Raw genomic sequence first — 22510 nt, forward strand, 5'->3', positions numbered from 1 at the left:
AAACCAACAAAATAGATGACCGTCAGGTTGTTTTTGATTACAATGAGCAGTAGATCCATGTCTACAACAATCGTTCAAGGAGGTTATATTATGCTAAAAGAACGTATTGATTATTTGTGCAAAAAAAAGGATATTACTCGTAAAGACTTGGTAGAAGGATTAGTCACTCAAGCTCATTTTGCCAATATTTTAGCAGAACGTTATCCACTACCAGAAGATTTGGCAGAGCAGATTGCTGAACGTCTGGGTGTGAGTAAGGTGTATTTGGAACGTACAGCAGCTGATGATCTGGAGACATTACAACGTGCTGAACAGATTTTTGAACGATTATCGATGCAAGCTTCTAGTATTCCTGAGCAAGAAGTAAATGATCTGCCTGATCGTGATAATACTTTAACGATAGAATTAACAACGGCTTTGATGAAAGCGACCTATTTTCAACAATTGAATGATCATGATGCGTACGACTATTTGCATCAATCGTATTTGAATTTTTATCTGGATAAATTTGGACGACCTGACGATATTCTGTTGCCTATTCCATTACTCAAAGCGTTGTTATTTTATAAAATTCAACATTTCCGCTCCAAGCATCAATATTACGATGTTCTGCATCAAGTAGAACGTTGGATTGCATTGCTTCAGACCGGTAGTGAAACATGGCTTACAGCACAACATATTCGGATGGAAGCATATGTACATACCAAGCAGTTTGAAGAAGCCAAAAAAACCTTTGAACAAATTATGAAGCAAGTGTATGAACAGCGATGGTTTCACCGATTATCTGGTCTCTATATCATCTATAGTGGTTACTGCTTTTCGATGAAATTTATACAAGAATCGCTAACTGCCCTCTCTATGGCAGAAGCTCATCTCGTCTATGCAGAACATCAAAGTGATATGTTAAGTATGATTATGAATAATCGGATTATGATGTTAACCATGACAGAGCAACTAGAACAGGCAGAAGCAGAGATTCTACGATTTGAAACGATTGTGGATCATCAGTCTGAAGAAACAAAGCAAAATATGTTGCCTGTGTTACTTATTTATCGTTGTGAGATAGCACTTGCGACCAAAGGTTGGGCATCCGTAATAAATCATATCGAACAATTGAATACGCTCACTCTTCATCAGGATCAGCAGATGGCTGTTACATTTTATGAAAGTCAGATAGCTTTGTCTCAAGGACAGTCGGAACTGTTTATTGAAAAAGCTTTGGTGTGTTTGCCTTACTTTGAATCAATCCATCAATCTACCCGACTCAGTATATTATATGAAGCTTTAGCAGTTGTATCAGAAGATCAGCGACGATACAAAGAAGCTGCTCAGTATTATCGAAAATTAGTCTATTTGTTACGTACTTATTAATATTATTGGCTCATATATCTATATCATTTAGATAAAAATATTGATTAATTTACAAATATCTAAGTGTGAAAAAGAATTCAAGCAAAGATTTGTACGTATTGTTTGCGAATATTTACTGAAACGAACCCTATTTTGATAGAAAAGATAGATTAAGCAGACGATTTGTCTGCTTTTTTTGTATGTGCCTGTATCTATTGTTGTGTGCCAAAAGCATTTATATAATAAAAGCAGAACCACAATATACCTGAACAGAAGGAGCATACACTTATGGGATTTTTTAAACGAAATAAAAAAGAGCAAGATCATATGGAGCAAGCAGATCAAGCTATGAACAAAGGATTAAGCGGATTATTTATGAAAAGTATAGTTCCTAAAGAACAGCGAGATCAGATAAATGCTAGCCTAGAGATGGCACGCCAAGCCCAATCCTCTGCAAGTGGACAAATTCCGATCACTGCTACCGCACAGGTTATCTCTGTAAAAGATACAGGCAAGTTAGTAAATTTTGATCCTATTATTATTCTGGTCTTAGATGTGACTGAGAACAATGGAACCCGATATCAGAAAACATTAGAAACAATGGTATCTAAAATGCATATTCCACGTCCGGGTGATCATATAGGATTAGGCATTCATCCATCTTCACCTGCTAATTTTATTTATATGGGAATCATATCTTCTTCATAATTAACACCCAAACAAACAACCATTTGAACAAATAAGGAGCCATAATAATGAAAAAAATTCTGCTAACAATAGGTATACTATGTATATTGCTTGTATGGGGACTACCGATGTACTTGAATATAACAGGGGGCGATGTGCTAGAAGTCATAGATCAACCGTGGTATCATCCTTTGCTTTATATTGGAATTGCGCTTATTTTTATACCCACGATTCTTTCTACAGTATTCAGTCTCAAAACTGTCAAATCTGGCAAGTCCGCAGTGGGTCTTATTGAGTCTATTCAACAAACAGGTACTTATATCAATGAGCAACCGCAGATTCAGTGTAAAGTGATTGTGACCTGTCAGGGTGAAGATTCATATCCTGCTGAATTGCGAGCTGTAGTGCCGCTTACATCGTTGGCTCAATTTCAACCAGGTGCACTGATTCCATTACTCGTTTCTCCTAAAGATCCATCTAAAGTAGGAATCGATTGGAAAGGGCAGGTCTCGCAAGCAGAAGCACAGCAATTATTAAATGAGCAAATGATCAAACAAGGCGTATCACCAGAAATGATGAATATCGCTACACAGGGTCAACAAGCGTACGCTAAAATAATCGATGTTGTACCTTTAGAAGATATCGACGCACATAAAATAAGTCTTCAACTTACACTTAGTATGACTCAACCATCAGGAGAGACATTAACTGTAAATGTGCAAAAAGAAATTTTTAAAAGCAGTTTAGCTCAAGTTCAACAAGGACAGATTATTCGTGTTGTCTATTTGCCTGAAGATCCATCCCAATTAGTACTATCACTACAATCGGAGTCTGCTGATCTACAACATATATTTGGAGCTACGCGATGAGGGATAGAAGAGATGTAGATCATTTTGATCCTTATACTATAGTTATACACAAAAAGCACATCCTATATGAGATAGGCATGTGCTTTTTGGTATGACAAGCTTATTCTGAATAAATATTAGGAACTTTTACATCGGGTTCTACATCAGCTTCATAATCAACATGATCGGTCTCAAAACCAAACAATTGGAAAAATTCACGACGATATCCTTCCAGATCAGTCAATTCATAAATATTTTCTGATGTTAAGTTATCCCAGATTTCAGCAACTTCTGCTTGCACGTCTTCGCGCAACTCCCAGTCATCAATACGAATCCGATTTTTCTCATCGACAGGAGCAGGGCCTTCTGTATACAAGCGATCTGCAAATAGACGATACATTTGCTCGATACAACCTTCATGAATACCTTTTTCTTTCATGACTTTGTACAATGCTGAGATATAAAGAGGAACAACAGGAATCGCCGAACTGGATTGAGTCACTAATCCTTTACTTACAGAGACAAAAGCACGTCCGCCTGTAGCACTCAATTGATCATTCATTTGTTGAGCAGTACGTTCTAGATCATCTTTCGCTTGACCGATCGAACCTTGACGATAGATCGCTTGTGTAATTTCAGAACCGATATAAGAGTAAGCCACTGTGGTTACATCTTCAGTTAATACACCTGCTTCGTGTAATTGATCCATCCACAATTTCCAATCTTCACCGCCCATAACTTTGACGGTATCTTGTACTTCTTGTTCAGAAGCAGGTTCGATCGTGATTGGAGTCACTTCGCCATTATGGAAGTTAACCGTTTTGTTCGTATATTCAGCACCGATAGGTTTAAGAACAGAACTGAATGTTTCACCTGTTGCTGGGTCTGTGCGACGTGGAGCCGCTACACTATAGATGACAGTATCGACTTGACCGAATTCTTTGCGAATCGCTTCAATCGTTTTGGCTTTGATTTCATTGGTAAAAGCATCGCCAATCACACTGCAAGATTTGAGACCTGCTTTTTGAGCTTCTTGTTCAAAAGCTGCTGAGTTATACCAACCAGCAGAAGCAGTACGTCCTTTGACAGAACCACCATCACGATAAACACCAATCGTATTAGCACCTGCACCGAATGCTGCTACAATGCGAGAAGCCAATCCGTATCCAGTAGAAGCACCGATCACAAGTACATTGCGTGGTCCGCTAATTTTAGGTTGAGATTGTACATATTCAATTTGTTCTTGAACTTGACGTGCACAGCCGACAGGGTGAGCTGTCGTGCAAATAAAACCACGTGTTCTAGGTTTAATAATCATAGAGAGGATTCCTCGCTTTCACTTTTTACATCATCTTTCGTATTGTAGCATTTTTTGCGAATGAGTACACCGTATCACCAAGTAAAGCTTCGATTAAGAATAGATAGAAGCGTTATTGGAAAGTAAAAATAGTACGAAAATAGTAGGAAAGAGCTGTTTAAAATTTAGATAGGTTGGTTAATAAATAATATCGAAGAATAATTGCACAAAATATAATAAAATATTTTTAAATAGTATTGCAATATTCTTTAATTAATGTTATTATTAATTCATAAGGTTACTAAGAGAAAATTAGTTACCAAAAAACAGCTAACATCCCAAAGGAGAAATTAATCATGAATACCAAATTTCAAAAAGTTTTATTGTCAACTACTTTAGCACTAGGTCTTGGAGCAGTAGCAGTTGTAGCACCAATCGGAGCTAACCAAGTATCTGCAGCTTCTAACGATCAAAGCAACCACGAGAAAAACAAAGACAAAGCAGAACAACGTGCTAACAACCAAGCTTATGTAGATTCTGTAAGTGCACAAATCAACTCTATGTTCGGAACTGCTAACGAAACAACTGAACCTACTACACCAACAGACAACACAACTACTGAGCCTACAAAAACAACTGAGCCAGTAACAAACAACAAAATCACTGTAGTTCTTCCACAAGGTGCTAGCCTTACTGAAATCGCTGCTCAATATGGTGTAACTGTAGACGAATTGGTTGCTGCCAACAACCTTCTACCTGCTGGATACCAATTGACTATTCCTCAAAAATAAGAATTTAGACATTCTCGATCAACTGCCATCTGATCGGCCTAAATATTATCTACCCTTAAGTATCTGCCAAATGCTTATGGAGTAGTTTATATATAAAAAAGCTAACGTTCCCCCGAGCGTTGGCTTTTTTTGTTTGGGTTGGCAGAAAGATAATACATATCATTGTTATAAAGTTCATTGTGTCATTAGATCTGGTCGCTTTTAATAATTAAAGAAAGCGAGGAGAGATTATGATTTATATACATAAAAGTAGAGGAAGAATCCAGATTCAAATGGATGTTTATTATATGGGTACAGACGATATCGTGATATTGATCAGTGGAGGAGATCGTCCTCATGTAGGCACCATTACCGCAGGCACTCCGAGCCAACCACTACAAACGATCCAATTTCAGCAACATCAAGAATTTTATTTTACAGAAGAAATCGCTATTCACTTACGTAAACAATGGCGTGGGAATTTTGTGATCTGTGGAGGAGTTCATATTGATCAGATCAGTGGGGAAGAGATTAATCAAGTGATCGAAATGGTAGTAGAGATGGGAAATGAATTAATACTTCATTTGCAGGAGAGTCAATCTATAGAATCATATTCAAAGCCAGAGGATTCACTATTTAACTAATTTGCGCAGATCACTAAAGAGTAGATGTATATAGAAAAGAACGAGATCATAAGTCAACGAATACTCTATCTATCGTTAACACTATTCTCTCGTTCTTTTGCAAATGACATAATCTATTGATTATTTACTTAAAGAAGAAGTTGTTAAAGGCACAAATAGTTTAGAATCATTATCAGCATCTTTAATGTCAACATAAATAGCTTTGGTATTAGCAATATCTACGTCAGCACTAACCATGCCATTGTCAGGATTAACAGATAACGTTTTGAGTGTTGTATTATCCTGATTCGTAATCACAATTTTTTGGTTACCGCTAAGTGCTGCTAGTTCTAGATGTAGTTTGGAATATTTATTGTCAGTCATAATCTGAAAGCTTTTACTCTGGTTATTTTCGCCTGTATATAGGAAAACGTCTTTGTAATCTTTATCTTTGTACACAGTATTACTTGGATCTTTGGTATGCCAGTCTGAGGAACCTAATACTTTGGTGCCTAATGTACTTAAAGATTGTGAGCTTGTTTCTACAGGAGTTGTAGGCGATCCTGTGTTACCTGAACCTCCGATAATAACAGAAGAAGAAGCACTGTCATACGTAATAGAAGTTCCCATTAGAGTGCCGACTGCACGTACAGGTAAGTAAGTTGTACCGTTATAAGTAATAGGGAGAACAGCTTTGCCATTCGCATCTTTAGCAGTAACTGTAGTACCATTCATTTTCAGAGAAATTGTACTGTTCAAATAAGCTTTGATAGGTTCTAATCCTGTCGCCGCCAGAGCACCTGTCCCTATTCCAAATGTCAATGTAGCTGCCAGAATCCCCAAACCAACCTTTTTGTTCATTAAATATCCCTCCTGAGTAATAAAGTAGCAATCACTATTATAAATAAACGATTAACAACCGATTGTCAAGTTTTTAAAGGCCACTTTATAGGTATGATTGGATAGATATGATAGGACTACTTGGATATAAAAAAACAGTACAAAGTCAATAAACTTTGTACTGTCTGCTATAGTTAATGCTATATATTAGGAATGATCAGTAGGATTTTTTTCTTTCAATCCTTGACCAAGTCCTTTCATAAATCGCATACCGAATCGGATCGCTCGATTGATATCAGGATCTTTCAAAGCTTTCATCAGCGAAAATACACCTATTTTTGTATTATCGTCTTTGCCTGCTTCTTCTAATCCTTTGGTAACACTGTTCATTAACTGGGTAGTCTGCGCAGGATCAACCGCAGTTAACGCACCCGCTGCCGCCATTCCATTGTTAATTAGATTAGTGATTTCTTTACGTGATACTTGCCCGAGCGCAATCTCTGCAATATGTGCTTTTGCTTTGAGCATAGATTCAGCCGCTTCCAAAATCCCACTATCATTCAACTCCCGCAAAATCGACATCGAACGTGCTAGAGCCGCATTAGATTCAGCTAATTCCTTTTTCAATTCATCAATCGTCTGTTGCTGCTGTTCCTCTTCCGTCAGCACCCGCTTCCGAATCGTAGTAATCGGAGTCGCCATATATTCATTCTCCTTTCTCCCACTCAAAACATATAAATTCACCATCAAACATCCAAACCACAAACACCAAGCCCAACAATAAAACAAAGAACAAATAAAATGAAAAGCAAATAAAAGTAAAACCCAATCCTTATAAAGCCAAGCCCTATAAAACCAACTACTTTATTCAACTCACTAAAAGGATTAAACTCTTTAAAGGTTCTATGCCTTACCCTGCTCCACAACCCCAAGTTGCACCAGCGAAGGGAGTGAGATTGTTCTGAAAGAGCGAAGCGCTCGCCTTTGTAATAGAATCCCTACCGCCCAGCGGTAAATCAAGGGATTCTGTTACAACAGCGACGACAAGAACAATTCACTCACGAAGCGCCATCAACCCTCCCACCTACATATCCACTAAAGAAACATAATCATCACGATTCCATTTGCGCTGCACCTCAACACCATTTTGCGGATGGCGTTTTTTGTTACGAGGATTAGAGGAAGGTAAAGGATTAATCCCTTTAACATTTAAGACCATCATACGTACTTTAGCTTGCTTGTAAGCAGGTGTATGTGTACGTACATCAACAGCAGAACCGGTTAACAGATTGACCGCTGTTTCGTGACTAGTAGAGTGCATCGGTACATAGATTTCATTACCACGTACCCGATCAGTGACGACTGCTCTTAATTTAATCGCTCCATATGGAGACTCCAGACGAACGAGCGTACCATCTTCAACGCCGCGTTCTAAGGCAAGCTCAGGAGAGACTTCAACAAACACTTCTGGCAATTTACGATTAATTCCGTTAGATTTGTTCGTCATATTGCCTTCATGGAAATGTTCAAGTAAACGTCCATTATTGAGCACTAGATCAAATTCAGCCGGAAACTCTGCCGCAGGAACATATTGTACGAGAGAAAAACGAGCTTTTTTATCCGGGAAATGGAAACCATCGGTGTAAAGCAAAGGTGTACTTTCGCCTGTGCTTGAACCCCATAAGAAGCTTCCCCAACCTTCCAATACATCGTAATTACAACCAGAGAAGAAAGGAGTCAGACTTGCCATTTCATCAAAAATTTGAGAAGGATGAGTATAACCCCAATCGAATCCTAAACGTTTGGCAAGTTGGGTTGTAATCCACCAGTCTGGCTTGGAATCGCCCAAAGGCTCAAGCACTTGATATAGACGTTGTACACGACGCTCCGTATTTGAGAACGTACCGTCTTTTTCAAGTGATGGAGCAGCAGGTAACACAACATCTGCGAATTGAGCCGTTTTGGACAAAAATACATCTTGAACAACAAAAAATTCAAGTTGAGCTAGCATTTCATGTACATGATTCACATTGGAATCGACCCATGCCATATCTTCTCCTACAAGATACATCGCTTTAAGTTCTCCGCGCGCAATATCATCAACCATAGCAATATTATCTTTACCAGGAGCAGAAGAGATCGATACGCCATAAGCTTTTTCAAATTTAGCACGTGCTTCATCATTAGAGACATGTTGGTAACCTGGCAACCACGGTGGCAAAGTTCCCATATCACAAGCACCCTGTACGTTGTTATGACCACGAAGTGGATATGCTCCTGCACCTGGACGCATATAGTTACCTGTTGCTAATAGCAAGTTAGAGATGGCTGCCGATGTATGCGATCCAGCGATATTTTGCGTAACGCCCATACCCCAACAAATAACAGTACCGTCTGCATCACGAATCATTTCAGCAATTCGAATTAATTCAGCTTGAGCTATTCCGGTCACTTCTTCTGCATAAGCCAGTGTATAAGGTTCCGATGCTTTGAGATATTCATCAAATTGGTTAACATGTTGCTGGATAAAGTCTGCTGCATGCCAGCCTTGTTCAACCATGTAGTTCATAATCGCTGTAATCCAGACAAAGTCTGTTCCTTGTTGTGGACGAATAAATAGATCTGCACGTTCAGCCATTTCATGTTTACGTAGATCAGCGACAACTAATTGTTGACCATGCAATTTGTGCGCACGTTTGATACGAGTTGCCAGTACAGGATGACCTTCAGCCGGTGAACAGCCGATTAGAATAACCAGACCAGCAGCGGCGATATCTTTGATCGTACCTGCATCTCCACCGATACCTACAGTAGACATCAGACCATCGGAAGCAGGAGATTGGCAATAACGAGAACAGTTATCGACATTGTTCGTTTCAAATACTTGACGCGCCAATTTCTGAATTACATAGTTTTCTTCATTTGTAATTTTGGAAGAAGAAATAAATCCTAATTTGTCACTACCATGTTCTTTGCGAATTGCTGACATTTTTTCAGCTACAAGATCCAGTGCTTCATCCCATGTCGCTTCTACAAATTCACCATTACGACGGATCAATGGAGTGGTCAAACGTTGATCACTGTTAACGAAGTCCCAACCAAATTTACCTTTAACACAAGTAGAAATAGCATTTACCGGTGCATCATGAGAAGGCTGTACTTTAAGAATCTCACGACCTTTGGTCCATACTTCAAATGAACAACCAACTCCGCAGAAAGTACAGACAGTTTTGGTTTTGCGAGTACGGGTATCACGCATTGCTGCTTCGATTTCAGAAATAGCAAAAATACCGCTGTATCCTGGTTCTACATCTTTGATCAAATCGATCATTGGATTCAGCATTTCTTCGCCAATCCCGGACATAAATCCAGCTTCGCCAAGCATTGATTTCTCCATCAAAGCATTACATGGACAGATCGTGACACATTGCCCACAACTTACACAAGAAGATTCGTTGATAGAAACGCCTTCATCCCACATCACATATGGACGTTCGGCTTCCCAGTTGATCGACAACGTCTCATTGACTTGTAAATTCTGGCACACTTCTACGCATTGACCACAAGCGATACATTGATTGGGATCATAGCGATAAAATGGGTGAGACATATCCACTTCGGTTGTAGGGACTTTAGGTTGGAAAGGGTATTTTTGATGTTCAATACCCATCGCTTCTACCGTATTATGGAGTTTGCAATTGCCGTTATTATTGTCGCAAACGGTACAGTACAACATATGATTTTCAAGTAAACGATCCATACCTTCTGTTTGTGCCGCTTTGGCAGAGACAGAGTTGGTCTGTACATTCATGCCTTCTGTAATGATAGTCGAACAGGCGCGTGCTAATTTGCCATCGATCTCAACGATACACGTATCACACGTCTGAATAGGATCGACTTCAGGAACATAACAGATTTGTGGATGCTCAATTTGAGCAAGATTGATCACATTCAGTACACTTAATCCAGAACCGGCTTCATACGATTCGCCATTGATTGTAATTTTGATAGGTTGTTCGCTCATGCAGATACCCCTTTATTTAACAGTTGTATTTCTAGATGTAAGCATTTAGCAATATAAATGCGACTTCTTCTAGTGAAATCAAAAATGATTGTGGTGCAACCCCGTATCTTACTTCTGGGGTTTTACAAAATATCGCACAGCATTAGCGCATAATATAATGGATAACGGATAATTGTAGTATAATATTTATACTTTTATTTCTTTTATATGTATTATTATCTATTAGATACATATAAAGGGTATAGGAAAAAGAGCATAAAAAAACTCCACCTTAAAATCACTACCTCTTTTCAGGTAGCACTTTTAAAGTGGAGTAATCGTTTAGCAATGACATACTAACTGACCAATCCCATTATATTATGACGAAAATGTGAATACTCTAAATTATACTCTTCTTTTGTGAAATTTCAAGACACAATTAACACGGTATGCTAGCTTGGAATAGTTGAAATCTACAAAATGAGGTGTATGATCAAAACATCAGAGCAAGGAGGATTATTGATGAAAAAAGAAACAACTTTCAATGAAATCGTACGTAAAGTGCGTAAAGATACATTTGGCAAAGGCCCTGAACGGATTCATACGACCTTTGTTGATAATATGGCGATTACCAAAATGTGGGGTAATTTTACACCTACCGAAAAATTTATTGCTCTTACTCCTGAAGGCAAAGAAATGGTACACCGTGCACGTACACAGATGGTTCAAGGTCTATATGATCAGCATGTTCCAGATGGGATGGAAGAATTATGCGGTTCTAAACTACAGCATTTGTTTACCGATATTAAGGTGGAAGATGATTTTGCCATCTCTGTATTCGTTTTTGAAAAAAATATTGAGCAAGGATGAGGCAGATGGATCAAGAATTGCAACAAGACCGTACGATTGTGCGTTATCGGCGCGGACAAGTCACCACGACCACAGATCAGGTTGTTCGTGAACAACCGATTACAGTCAAAGTAAACGGCGAAGAATTTGTTACGTTGGTCTGTACGCCTGAATATATTGAAGATATGACGGTAGGATTTTTAGCTTCTGAAGGAGTCATTAAACAATATGACGATATTCAAGAACTGTGGGTACAGCCAGAAGAAGGGTTTGTGCATGTACGTACAGATCGCTGGAAACCTCAGCACCGTCAATTGTTTACGAAGCGTTATATCACTTCATGTTGCGGAACAAGCCGGCAAGGATTTGTTTTTTTTAACGATGCTCGTACAGCCAAAGTAATGGATACAGTAAATGTTACGTTATCGTTTGAAGATTGTTTTCGGCTGATGGATGAAGTGCAACACAGTGGAGAATTATTTCAGCATACCGGTGGTGTGCATACCGCTGCTTTGTGTGATCCTGATGGGATTATTGTAGCAAGAAGCGATATTGGTCGTCATAATGCTTTGGACAAAATTTATGGCTGGTGCTTAAAGCAGAATCTAAGTCTAGAAGGTAAAATTATTGTATTTAGCGGAAGGATGTCTTCCGAGATTTTGACGAAAGTATCTAAGATTGGCTGTGAAGTGATTTTGTCCAAATCTGCTCCTACAGGGCTAGCGTTAGAGTTAGCCGATCATTTGGGTATAACCACAGTTGGATTTATTCGCGGAGATTCTTGCAATGTATATACACATTCACAAAGAATTTTGGAATGTCAGGACATAGCACCGGATTCTATGATACTCTAGTAGGAAACCGAAAAATAAATATACAGTTCGAAGTCGTTGCAACACGGTATAAGTGAGGAATGGAGAGGTGTCTATGACTTCAAAAGATCAGCATAATCGTATATTAAGAGACTTACGCATCTCTGTCACAGACCGCTGTAACTTCCGTTGTCGATATTGTATGCCAGAAGAAATTTTTGGTAAGGATTATTCTTTTTTACCTAAAGAAAGCGTACTGACAGAGGAAGAGATCGGTAGAATTGCTAAAATATTTGTATCACTAGGTGCCAAAAAATTACGAATTACCGGCGGAGAACCTTTACTGCGTAAAGACTTGCCTAATATTATAGAGCGTCTATCTCGATTGGATGCAGAAGATATCTCGTTAACGACCAATGGCAGTCTGTTATCTCGTATGGCTGTAAGTCTGCGACAAGCGGGGCTTCATCGTGTCACTGTGAGTCTGGACAGTCTGGAAGACGATATGTTTTTACAGATGAATGGCGGACGAAGTCGTGTTCAGCCTGTGCTTGATGGGATTGATGCGGCGGCAGAAGCGGGACTTCAAGTCAAAGTGAATATGGTCGTACAAAAAGGATTCAATGAAAATGCTGTTGTCCCGATGGTCGATTATTTCCGGCAAAAAGGTCATATTCTGCGAATGGTTGAATATATGGACGTAGGCAATAGCAATGGCTGGAATCGTCAGCATGTAGTCAGCAAGCAAGAATTACTGGATCGGATCGGAGAGCATTTCCCACTTCAACCGATCGCGCCAAATTATGATGGAGAAGTTGCTACACGGTATCAATTTGCAGATGGTATCGGAGAAGTAGGCTTTATTTCTTCAGTAACAGAAGCATTCTGCTCTTCCTGCACACGAGCACGATTGTCAGCAGAAGGTAAATTATATACCTGTCTATTTGCTACAAAAGGTCATGATTTAAGAGAGTGGCTGCGTTCAGATCGTAGTGATGAACAGATTGCCGATTATATACAAGCGGTATGGACCAATCGTAAAGATCAATATTCGTTAGAACGAGGATTAGCTTCTGACAAAAATGATCCGAATGGTCATAAAGTAGAAATGTCGCATATTGGAGGATAGAAGGGGCAACCCTTCTATTTTTTTATTTCAAAATGTAGCAGAATTGTATATTGCAAAATTTTAGTTGTCACAGTATTGACAAATTTCTAAGGCGAGATTAATCTTAATGAGCAGTAGCAATATGTGTTTGAAGCAGACTCATGTGATGTTTTTGCTTTAAACCTGAATCGATCGTTGATTGATATCCTTATAGGAGTCTGTAAGGGCATTAACCAGCATTAATTATTCTCTAGCCCTCTTGATGCTTAGCCATATATAAGAGGAATATTAGGGCATTGTTAATGGTGGTTTTTTGGCGTTTTTGAACTGATGATACCAACGATGAGTAACAACCACGATGAACATGGAGGGTTTACAATGTCTTTTTACACCCCGCAAGAAATTATGAATATCACCGCTGAAAATGGTCTCAAAAAATCAAAATTACCGTTCTGGACAGTACTTATTTTAGGGTTTCTTGGAGGCGCTTTTATTTCGCTTGGATTTTTGGCAGATATACGTGTGATCGGGACAGCGCCCAAAGAATTAGGTTCGATCGCTGGATTTTTTGGAGCAGCGGTGTTTCCTGTCGGTCTTATGTTAACGATTCTTGCAGGGGCAGAGCTATTAACAGGGAATATGATGGTTATGGCGATGTCATGGTTTGCCAAAAAAATTACGTTATCTCAAGTAGTGGTAAATTGGGTACTGGTATTGCTGTCTAATTTTATCGGTGCTATTGCTGTTGCTTACTTTTTTGGACATGTGGTTGGATTAACAGAAGGCGATTTTTTAGCAAAAACACTCGCTATTGCTCATGCCAAAGTGGGTGAAGGTTTTGGTGAAGCTTTTGTATCAGCGATTGGTTGTAACTGGTTGGTCTGTTTGGCAGTGTGGCTCGCTTATGGTAGCAAAGATTCAGTCGGTAAATTTGTAGGGATCTGGTTCCCCATTATGGCGTTCGTTGCTATCGGATTTCAGCACGTTATTGCTAATATGTTTGTGATTCCAGCCGCTATTTTTGCAGGTTCGGATATTACATGGACACAATATGTAGAAAATTTTGTGCCTGTCTTTTTGGGGAATCTAGTAGGAGGAGCTATCTTTGTCGCGTTGGCATATTTCGGAGCGTATCGATATACAACAGAAGCTAGTATGTCTCCTGAAGCAGTCAGCGATACGAACAACTATCATGAGCAAGGATTGAGCGGATCGACTGTTCATATCAAACATTAATATTGTATGTTATACATCAAAAAAAGAAGCACAACCGCGTCTATACGGTTATGCTTCTTTTTTGATGTGAATAGATTACCTGATAGCATAGTATACGATCTGTTACTGATTAAGCAGATGTTTTCTCATTATGCGTAGTAGAATCAGTTGGTGAAGGTTGAATGATAGGTTCAACATTGTTTGATGGCTCAGTATTAGCCGATTCATCAGCACTCATATCAATTTGAAAACGATTCAGTTCATGTTGCATTTCTTCACGAATCTGACGAAGCATTTTCACTTTTTCACTTGATTCCAAGAACGAACGTTGTTGTTCAACAGTCGAAGCAGTAATCTCTTCACTACCTGCAGCAGATTGTTCAGTGATTGCACTGATATTTTCTATCGCTTGATGCACTTGATTACTCATATCTTGAGACACTTTCATATCTGTAGCGAGTTTACTTACATGCTCAGCAATCTGTCCTACTTTTTGGCTGATCGCAGCGAATGAAGCATCAGTAGAACTGGTAGCTTGTTCTTGCTCCTGGAACAGATCAATACTTTGAGCGACAGAAGATTTTACTTTGTTCATAGCAATAGTAATACTATCCACAGCAGCGAAGATTTGTTGTACAGCTGTGACAGATTGAGAAGCTAACTTTTTCACTTCATCTGCAACTACAGCAAATCCTTTACCTGCTTCACCTGCACGAGCCGCTTCAATCGAAGCATTAAGGGAAAGCAAGTTTGTTTGCGAAGCAATTTCAGAGACTAACTTGGTCATATCTGTAATTTGTTCTGCATTTTTTTCGAGTTCAGTGACTGTTTTCTCCACTTCAGCCATCGCAGAACGATTGTTAGCAACGAGTTGCAATTGTTGCTTCATCACTAGACTGCCTTGTTGAATCGCTTGGATCGCTTCTTCGCTGTATGCTGCTGATTCAGTAGTAGTCTCTAGATTAGATGAAAATTTCTGTTGCATATCATCGACAACCATAACAGTTGTGCTAAGGTCTTCCGCAATCTTCTGACTACCGATAGCTAGCTCTTCAGTAGAAGTAGCAACTTGATTCACAATTTCTTGCATCACATCGTTACTACGGTCAATATCTTGAGCCATATTGTCTACACGAACTCCTGCTTGATCAATTGAAGTCACGATACTACGCAAGTTATCAATCATAATATGGAAAGAACGATTCAGATCATCGAGCTCGTCTTTACCTTTAGTCTCTGCTAATTTGATTGTAAGATCACCATCTGCAATTCGTTGTGCTGCAATATTCATTTGTTGAGTACGGCGTGCGAATTTGCGAGCAGTCCATGTATTAAATACACCGACAGCAATTAATAAGAAGATCGCACCGACCAAAGCAATTTGCCAAGTTAGATCGATACTGTTGGTCAAATCTTTCGTGTATTCGTTATAACGTGCTTGCGTAATTTCATTCAAAATATAAATATCATTTTGAACACCTTCAATACGAATACTTTGACGCTTCGCTTCTGCACTATCATTATTTGTTAATGCTTGTTGAGAAGCGTCACTTAATTCTTTGAATTTCGTTACGATTGCGGACAGACGCTTTTGCTCTTCTGGTGTCTGTAACATGCCATTTGATAATGTATCAATAGTAGCTTGTGTTTGATTCAACTGTGTATTTACAATCGATTTGTTACTAGCTGACATCGTAAAGGAGAAGTTAGCCAAAGCTTGCCCAGTCTGTACCATATTGCCGTCTAGCTGTTTAACATTTAGCATCGCTGGTACAAGATTATTATTTTGTGAATTGATATTGAGTAATTGGAAAATGATATATGCGACAAGAATTAAGGAAGCAATTAGCGAAATCATCGCATTTAATACTAATTTACCTTGTATTTTCATAAGTTCCTCCACGTAGTTACTTGAAATTAAGGAGCTATAATGTACTCATTAATTAAGAAGTCAAATCGATTTTGATTTCGCCTGAAATTAATTTTTTCTTCAAGTCTTCTAATTGTTTTTGTTGTTCTGCGGTTAATTGAATAACATGAATATCAGTTAAGCCTACACCATCATCGGTTAGACCAAATACCATATCTTTATCTTTAAAGGTGTGATTGTTTTTGGCAAACGATTGTAATGCGCTATAAAGAGCAACATCGACATTTTTGATCATCGAAGTCAGTACTGCTTTTTCAGCGACAAAAAATTGATCACTATCTACACCAATTGCGTATTTACCTTGAGTCTGGGCTTCTTGTAACGCACCGACTCCAGTCAAGCCAGCAACTGTATAAATGACATCGACATTGTCGTTTTCAATCATATCTTTAGCTGCTTTGGAACCCACAGCTGGATTACCAAAATCACCTGTATAATTCGTAATAAAAGAAACATTAGGATCGATAGAGCGCGCTCCTTGTTCAAATCCAGATTGGAATTTGTGTAATAACGGGGATTCAACACCACCGATAAATCCAATACGGTTCGATGTACTTGCCATAGCAGCTACAGCACCTGCCAAAAAACTACCTTCTTCTTCTTTAAAAGTAATCGATGCCACGTTAGGCAATTCTGATGTTTCGTCCACGATAATAAATTGTTTGTTGGGATTAGCTTTAGCCGCTTTTTCTAAGCTGTCTTTCATGATGTAACCAAGTCCGATAATAACATCGTTATCTTCTTTCGTTAATTGGTTAAAAGCTTCATCATACGTTTTGGTCTGAGAAATTTCTTTATAATCAAATATAATACTTTCTTCATTTCGCGCTTTGATCAACCCACGAAAAGCCGCATCACTATAAGATTGGTCACCTAACCCAATATCTGATAGCACGATACCTACTTTAGTTTTGGTAGTCGCTGTTGCTGCTTCTGTGGTCGCTTGCTGAGAAGAGCAAGCACTTAATAAAAGCATGATTGCGATCAAAGCTGTAAATCCAGACAGAAATGTTTTTTTTCTCATAATACTTCTCCTATTCCTCTCTAATCCCAAAATAAATAACTTCCTTTCTTATATCGGTTAATCGTAGAACTTCGTTTATAAAATTTTATTGTGGAATCTATAATTATTTCAAATTTAAATTAATATTTAGCTAGAAAATATGTTTTTTGAAATTAATGCTTGGATGCGACACTGTGACAGGGTATGATAGACAATAAAAATACGAATTCGTTATTACTGGAGGAGAAGCATGAAGTATATCAGTACTAGAGGACAAGTAGAGCCAAAAGGATTTATTGATACTGTTTTGATGGGACTTGCCGATGATGGCGGTCTTATGGTACCCGAGCATATTCCGGTGATTGCTCCTGAGACGTTAAATGAATGGAAAAGTCTAAGTTATGTAGATTTATTCCTTACTATATTTTCTTATTATACGAATGATGAGATTCCAGCAGACGATTTGAGAGATTTAGCGACTCGTAGTTATGCGAATTTCCGTCATCCTGAAGTTACACCGATTACTAAGATTGATGATTCTCTGTATATTATGGAGTTGTTCCACGGACCTACATTTGCTTTTAAAGATGTTGCATTGCAATTTATGGGTGAATTTTATTCCTATGTATCCAAAAAGCAAAACGAAATTATTCATATTTTGGGAGCTACTTCTGGAGATACCGGTGCGGCTGCAATTCAAGGGGTACGTGGTAAAGAAGGAATTAAAATCTGTATTTTGCATCCACATGAGAAAGTTAGTCGTGTACAAGAATTACAAATGACAACAGTAGATGATCAAAATGTACTGAACTTATCAGTAAAAGGTAATTTTGATGATTGTCAAAAAATCATTAAAGAGCTATTCGGTGATCTTGCATTTAAAAAAGAATATCATCTACGTGCGATCAACTCGATTAACTTTTTGCGGATTCTAGCACAGACCGTTTATTACTTCTATGCTTACTTGCATATCGATCAAGGACAGCATCAATTGAAAAAAATCAACTTTAGCGTACCATCTGGTAATTTTGGTAATATCTTTTCAGGATTTTTGGCTCAAAAAATGGGCTTACCGATCAACAAGTTGATTATTGCGACGAATGAAAATAATATTTTAGAGCGTTTTGTACAGACAGGTGAGTACAAGCCTGGTGATTTTAGAAGTACGTACAGCCCTTCTATGGATATTCAAGTGGCTAGTAATTTTGAGCGTTATCTGTATTACTTTGTAGGGGAAGATGCAGCTAAAGTATCTGAATATATGAATGTATTAAAAAGCGAAGGACAAATCGTAATGACAGGCGATGATCTTGCCAAAGTACAAAGTGACTTTGCAGCTTATGGCGCATCGAATCAGGAATGTCTGGATATGATTTTGAAATACAAAGGCGATCATGATTATCTACTTGATCCTCATACCGCTTGTGGCATTACAGCTTATGAGAAATATCAAGGTGATGATGAGATCTGTATTACATTAGCTACTGCTCATCCAGCTAAATTTGATGAAGCGATTATCTTGTGTGAGATTGAGCAAGAGTTCCCTGAAGAAATCAAAGAACTATTCGCCAAACCTCAATATCAAGAAGTAGTGGAGCATGATACAGCAGAGATAGTACGTCAATTAGAATCTTTTTATGCGTTAGATTAACAAATCATATATAGCATTCAACCACATCCTTTTACCCTCTATATCTTTATGATGATGTAAAACATTGTTATAGATTTAGAGGTAAAGGATGTTTTTATTATAGGTATAGGAGCGGACAGATTGACGGTCATTCTTTCGTTCGTTAAAATAAAAGACATCATACATCTTGATTATATGTAATAAAAATAAACAAGCTCAAACTAACGAATATATGATGCTAAACACTGGAAGTAGGTGTCTTTATGAAATTTTCAAAAGCAACGAATTATGCACTGCATACGATGGTATATCTTGTTCAAAATGAAGTAAACAAATCGTTAGGTGTTCAACAAATCGCTGAAACGTTTTCAGTGTCGCCCACATATCTGTCCAAAATTTTGACCAAATTGGTTAAAGCCGGATTGATCGAATCAGCATCAGGTGCAAATGGAGGTTACCGACTCAAGCGCAAGGGTGAAGACATTTCATTTCTGGAAGTTATTCATGCAATTGAAGGGGTGAACTCTTTATTCACCGGTTGCTTAAATAACAATGCTCAGTGTGCGATTCAGCAGGTTATGATTGAAGCAGAAGGTCAGATGGAAGAGTATCTCAAAAACAAAAAGTTGATTGATGTCTCGATCAAATCTGAAATTATGGCATCTCATTCTTCATAGTTTATACATTGTAGATCGCAGAGAATGAGTCTGCGATCTTTTGTTTGCGTTAAGCCTATATTAAAATGGGTACTAAAAAGAAGCTGTATCAGTTACAGATTCTTTGTAAGCATATATGATAAAATCAAATGTTTTAGTATGGAAAGGATGACATAGCAATGCTGCAACAGAATCTAATCGAATGGCAACAACAATGGAAGCAATTACTGCACCAGTTGGAGCAGAAAGGAGCATCCACAGCATTACTGTGGGAAGAACCAGCTACTGATCAAGAGATCACTGATATGGAACAAGAGTTAGAAGTGACTTTGCCAGAAGAATTAAGAAGTCTGTTACAAGACGGTGGTAAAAAAGTCACTGTGTACTGGCAGATTACGTATCCACAGACAGCAGCTTTTGATCTATCAGGAGATATGGGCTGGAATATCGAAAGTATCATGTTTTCAGACTTTGGAGACGATGAGCAAATTGATCAAAAGCGTTATTTATGTTTTTATCATGCCGGTAACGGAGATGAACTGCTGTTAGATTTGTATAGTAATCCTCAGCGTCCAATGGTATTTCATTGGGGACATGAGACAGGTGAATTTCGTATTTTAGCAGTATCGCTAACAGACTTTTTAAATAAAGTCACAGAGTTGAGTGGAATCGGTGCAGAGGAATGGCAATACACTCCTTTTATCGATAACTGTGGTCTCAATCTCTATAGTCAACAATCGAAGAAGTGGAAGCAATGGATTCATGATTATCTTTATTTTACATTCGAAGAAGCAAAGCAAAATCTTCATCAATTGATTCGTTATACCGAATTGAATGGAGTAGACGATACTATAATTCAAGCCTTCTCCGCGTACCGTCCAGATGATGTATTACAAGCATGGCTTGAACGGCTTCATACCGAACATAATCAGTCTATCAAAGATGGGTTACTGGAATATACAGGCTTAATCAACCGTCATCATGCGGCAGATTGGGTGCGTGAGTTATGGAATTTACCGGAAGAACAACGTATTAATTCGTATATTCTAGCGTACCTGACAGCAATCTGTTTACCAGAAGATGAAGGACTAGAGCGGATATGGAAAAAGATCGAAGAGAAAGAAAAGGAAAAAGGACGCAAACTCAATGGATATGAAGCTAACACAGGGCTGAAGAATTTTCACAGTCGTAAAGTGATTCGTTGGATCAAAGATCGAGTGAATTTTCCATATGATGGTTGGGATGATCTATTTGCAGCTTCTCGTCCTCATAGTGAAGATTATAAAGAATGGCTACAAAGCAAAAATGTACATCAACAAATCGCTATTTCTGCTCTGGGCAAACAAACAGAATTGAAGCAAACTTTTGACACAGTTGAACAAATAGAAAGTGTGCGTGTATTATTAGAACAAGTGATGAGCAAAGCAGTGATCAAAAAAGAAAAACGAATTATCGCAGAAGCTTTGTATGTATTGGATCACTATAAGCTTGAATAATTAGATAAAGAATGATGTACAGTGGAGGCTAACTACGTGGTTTTGGTTATATTATCGTGTCTTATTTTTGTGATCACATTAACATTTGTGATCTGGCAACCACGAAATCTATCGATTGGTTGGTCTGCTTGTGGAGGAGCAATACTTGCGCTTCTTCTAGGTGTAGTCAGCTTTCATGATGTCTGGGATGTGACCATGATCGTCTGGAATGCTACGCTAGCATTTGTAGGTATTATTTTAATTTCGCTTATTTTGGATCGGGTAGGATTATTTGAATGGGCAGCACTGCATGTCGCTCATATCTCCCGTGGTAACGGTGTACGGATGTTTATCTATGTAGGTATTCTAGGAGCGATTGTATCCGGATTATTTGCAAATGATGGAGCAGCCTTAATCTTAACACCTATTGTACTGGCGATGGTACGTGCTTTGAATCTGGATGAGCGTAAAGTGTTTCCTTTTATTATTGCAGGCGGGTTTATAGCAGATACAACGTCTTTGCCATTAGTGGTGAGTAATCTTGTAAATATTGTGTCTGCTGATTATTTTGGCATTACCTTTATGCAATATGCAGGGCATATGATAGTGCCTAATCTATTCGCCTTGATTGCAAGTATCGGTGTATTGTACCTTTATTTCCGCAAAAGTATTCCTCGTACGTTTGAAACTACTCATCTAAAACCACCTATGGATGCAATTAAAGATGTACGGATGTTTCGATTATCATGGATTGTATTAATCGTATTGTTAATCGGATATTTTGTGAGTGAATTTTTGAAAATTCCAGTCTCTATTGTTGCTGGCGTAATAGTCATTATCTTCTTAATCCTGGCACGCAAAAGCCCTATTGTGCCTGTCAAAGAAGTACTCAAAAATGCTCCGTGGTCGATCGTATTTTTCTCTATCGGTATGTATGTTGTAGTGTACGGGCTACGTAATGCAGGCTTAACAGATCTGTTAGCTATACTTATTCAAAAGATTGCTGATCATGGAATGTTAGCAGCTACTATGGGAATGGGCTTTATTGCAGCGATCATATCATCAGTCATGAATAATTTACCGACAGTATTGATTAATGCGTTAGCTGTCAAAGCGACGGTAACCTCAGAGCCGATTCGCGAAGCGCTAGTATATGCAAATGTAATCGGGTCGGATCTAGGGCCTAAGATTACACCAATTGGTTCGTTGGCTACGTTATTATGGTTACATGTATTAGCTACCAAAGGAATCAAAATCTCATGGGGAACGTACTTTAAAATCGGAATTATTTTGACTATTCCAACGTTATTTATTACATTGCTTGGATTATACTTGTGGTTACTGGTTGTATAATTCAAATATAAATATCTTGATCTCAAAGCAGTACTGTTTCTCAACAAGAAGCAGTGCTGTT

Annotated in this window: 19 protein-coding genes; 13 read left to right on the forward strand and 6 right to left on the reverse strand. The window is 38.4% G+C overall.

Going from position 1 to position 22510, the window contains the following annotated elements; translation table 11 throughout:
- Window positions 1-90: 90 nt before the first annotated feature.
- The 3 genes from PQ460_RS06650 (at window position 91) to PQ460_RS06660 (ending at window position 2906) form a co-directional block, all read left to right on the forward strand.
- Entirely contained in the window at window positions 91-1371 is a 1281-nt protein-coding gene (locus tag PQ460_RS06650; protein WP_274172123.1) for a helix-turn-helix domain-containing protein, read from the forward strand.
- Between the two features lie 267 nt (window positions 1372-1638).
- Window positions 1639-2058: an integrin alpha gene (locus PQ460_RS06655; protein WP_274172124.1), complete on the forward strand. Its 420-nt coding sequence runs from the start codon at window positions 1639-1641 to the stop codon at window positions 2056-2058.
- A 47-nt stretch (window positions 2059-2105) separates the two neighbouring features.
- Entirely contained in the window at window positions 2106-2906 is an 801-nt protein-coding gene (locus PQ460_RS06660) for a hypothetical protein (RefSeq protein ID WP_274172125.1), read from the forward strand.
- 100 nt (window positions 2907-3006) lie between these two features.
- On the opposite strand, the gene fabV is transcribed toward PQ460_RS06660, so the two are convergent.
- Complete coding sequence (gene fabV / locus PQ460_RS06665; protein WP_274172126.1) at window positions 3007-4203, reverse strand: enoyl-ACP reductase FabV; 1197 nt, start codon at window positions 4201-4203, stop codon at window positions 3007-3009.
- 335 nt (window positions 4204-4538) lie between these two features.
- On the opposite strand from fabV, the gene PQ460_RS06670 reads away from it, so the two are divergent.
- Together PQ460_RS06670 and lpdD are read left to right on the forward strand one after the other, a co-directional pair.
- A complete protein-coding gene (locus tag PQ460_RS06670) occupies window positions 4539-4973 on the forward strand; it encodes a LysM peptidoglycan-binding domain-containing protein (RefSeq protein ID WP_204823093.1) in 435 nt (144 codons plus the stop codon).
- Window positions 4974-5203: 230 nt separating this feature from the next.
- Window positions 5204-5596, forward strand: coding sequence for a prenylated flavin chaperone LpdD (lpdD, locus tag PQ460_RS06675; RefSeq protein WP_274172127.1), 393 nt, complete (start codon window positions 5204-5206; stop codon window positions 5594-5596).
- Between the two features lie 120 nt (window positions 5597-5716).
- On the opposite strand, the gene PQ460_RS06680 is transcribed toward lpdD, so the two are convergent.
- From PQ460_RS06680 to fdhF, 3 genes are all read right to left on the reverse strand, one after another.
- Window positions 5717-6436: a stalk domain-containing protein gene (locus PQ460_RS06680; RefSeq protein WP_274172128.1), complete on the reverse strand. Its 720-nt coding sequence runs from the start codon at window positions 6434-6436 to the stop codon at window positions 5717-5719.
- A gap of 186 nt (window positions 6437-6622) precedes the next feature.
- Complete coding sequence (locus PQ460_RS06685) at window positions 6623-7117, reverse strand: helical membrane plugin domain-containing protein (RefSeq protein ID WP_274172129.1); 495 nt, start codon at window positions 7115-7117, stop codon at window positions 6623-6625.
- A 382-nt stretch (window positions 7118-7499) separates the two neighbouring features.
- Window positions 7500-10439, reverse strand: coding sequence for a formate dehydrogenase subunit alpha (fdhF, locus tag PQ460_RS06690; protein ID WP_274172130.1), 2940 nt, complete (start codon window positions 10437-10439; stop codon window positions 7500-7502).
- A 498-nt stretch (window positions 10440-10937) separates the two neighbouring features.
- Here fdhF and PQ460_RS06695 point away from each other — a divergent pair, with 498 nt between their 5' ends.
- The 4 genes from PQ460_RS06695 to PQ460_RS06710 all read left to right on the forward strand — a co-directional run bounded on the left by PQ460_RS06695 (window position 10938) and on the right by PQ460_RS06710 (window position 14423).
- On the forward strand, window positions 10938-11288 hold the full coding sequence (locus PQ460_RS06695) for a Na-translocating system protein MpsC family protein (RefSeq protein WP_273616339.1): 351 nt from the start codon (window positions 10938-10940) through the stop codon (window positions 11286-11288).
- Between the two features lie 5 nt (window positions 11289-11293).
- Window positions 11294-12121: a formate dehydrogenase accessory sulfurtransferase FdhD gene (fdhD, locus tag PQ460_RS06700; RefSeq protein WP_274172131.1), complete on the forward strand. Its 828-nt coding sequence runs from the start codon at window positions 11294-11296 to the stop codon at window positions 12119-12121.
- 67 nt (window positions 12122-12188) lie between these two features.
- Window positions 12189-13208 (forward strand): GTP 3',8-cyclase MoaA, encoded by a 1020-nt coding sequence (moaA, locus tag PQ460_RS06705; protein ID WP_273613244.1) that lies wholly within the window; start codon window positions 12189-12191, stop codon window positions 13206-13208.
- Between the two features lie 357 nt (window positions 13209-13565).
- On the forward strand, window positions 13566-14423 hold the full coding sequence (locus tag PQ460_RS06710; RefSeq protein ID WP_274172132.1) for a formate/nitrite transporter family protein: 858 nt from the start codon (window positions 13566-13568) through the stop codon (window positions 14421-14423).
- A 109-nt stretch (window positions 14424-14532) separates the two neighbouring features.
- Here the strand turns inward: PQ460_RS06710 and PQ460_RS06715 are convergent, their stop codons facing one another.
- Together PQ460_RS06715 and PQ460_RS06720 are read right to left on the reverse strand one after the other, a co-directional pair.
- Window positions 14533-16293 carry a methyl-accepting chemotaxis protein gene (locus tag PQ460_RS06715; RefSeq protein ID WP_274172133.1) on the reverse strand — a complete coding sequence of 587 codons (1761 nt, stop codon included), beginning with the start codon at window positions 16291-16293 and terminating at the stop codon, window positions 14533-14535.
- Window positions 16294-16345: 52 nt separating this feature from the next.
- Complete coding sequence (locus tag PQ460_RS06720; protein ID WP_273613241.1) at window positions 16346-17356, reverse strand: BMP family lipoprotein; 1011 nt, start codon at window positions 17354-17356, stop codon at window positions 16346-16348.
- Between the two features lie 229 nt (window positions 17357-17585).
- Here PQ460_RS06720 and thrC point away from each other — a divergent pair, with 229 nt between their 5' ends.
- From thrC to PQ460_RS06740, 4 genes are all read left to right on the forward strand, one after another.
- Entirely contained in the window at window positions 17586-18986 is a 1401-nt protein-coding gene (gene thrC / locus PQ460_RS06725) for a threonine synthase (RefSeq protein WP_274172134.1), read from the forward strand.
- A gap of 242 nt (window positions 18987-19228) precedes the next feature.
- On the forward strand, window positions 19229-19642 hold the full coding sequence (locus PQ460_RS06730) for an Rrf2 family transcriptional regulator (RefSeq protein ID WP_273613239.1): 414 nt from the start codon (window positions 19229-19231) through the stop codon (window positions 19640-19642).
- A gap of 158 nt (window positions 19643-19800) precedes the next feature.
- A complete protein-coding gene (locus tag PQ460_RS06735) occupies window positions 19801-21117 on the forward strand; it encodes an SMI1/KNR4 family protein (protein ID WP_274172135.1) in 1317 nt (438 codons plus the stop codon).
- A gap of 36 nt (window positions 21118-21153) precedes the next feature.
- Complete coding sequence (locus tag PQ460_RS06740; RefSeq protein ID WP_274172136.1) at window positions 21154-22449, forward strand: arsenic transporter; 1296 nt, start codon at window positions 21154-21156, stop codon at window positions 22447-22449.
- Window positions 22450-22510 lie beyond the last annotated feature (61 nt).

Origin of the sequence: Paenibacillus sp. KACC 21273, from assembly GCF_028736095.1 — a bacterium.
Taxonomy (GTDB): Bacteria; Bacillota; Bacilli; order Paenibacillales; family Paenibacillaceae; genus Saccharibacillus; species Saccharibacillus kyungheensis.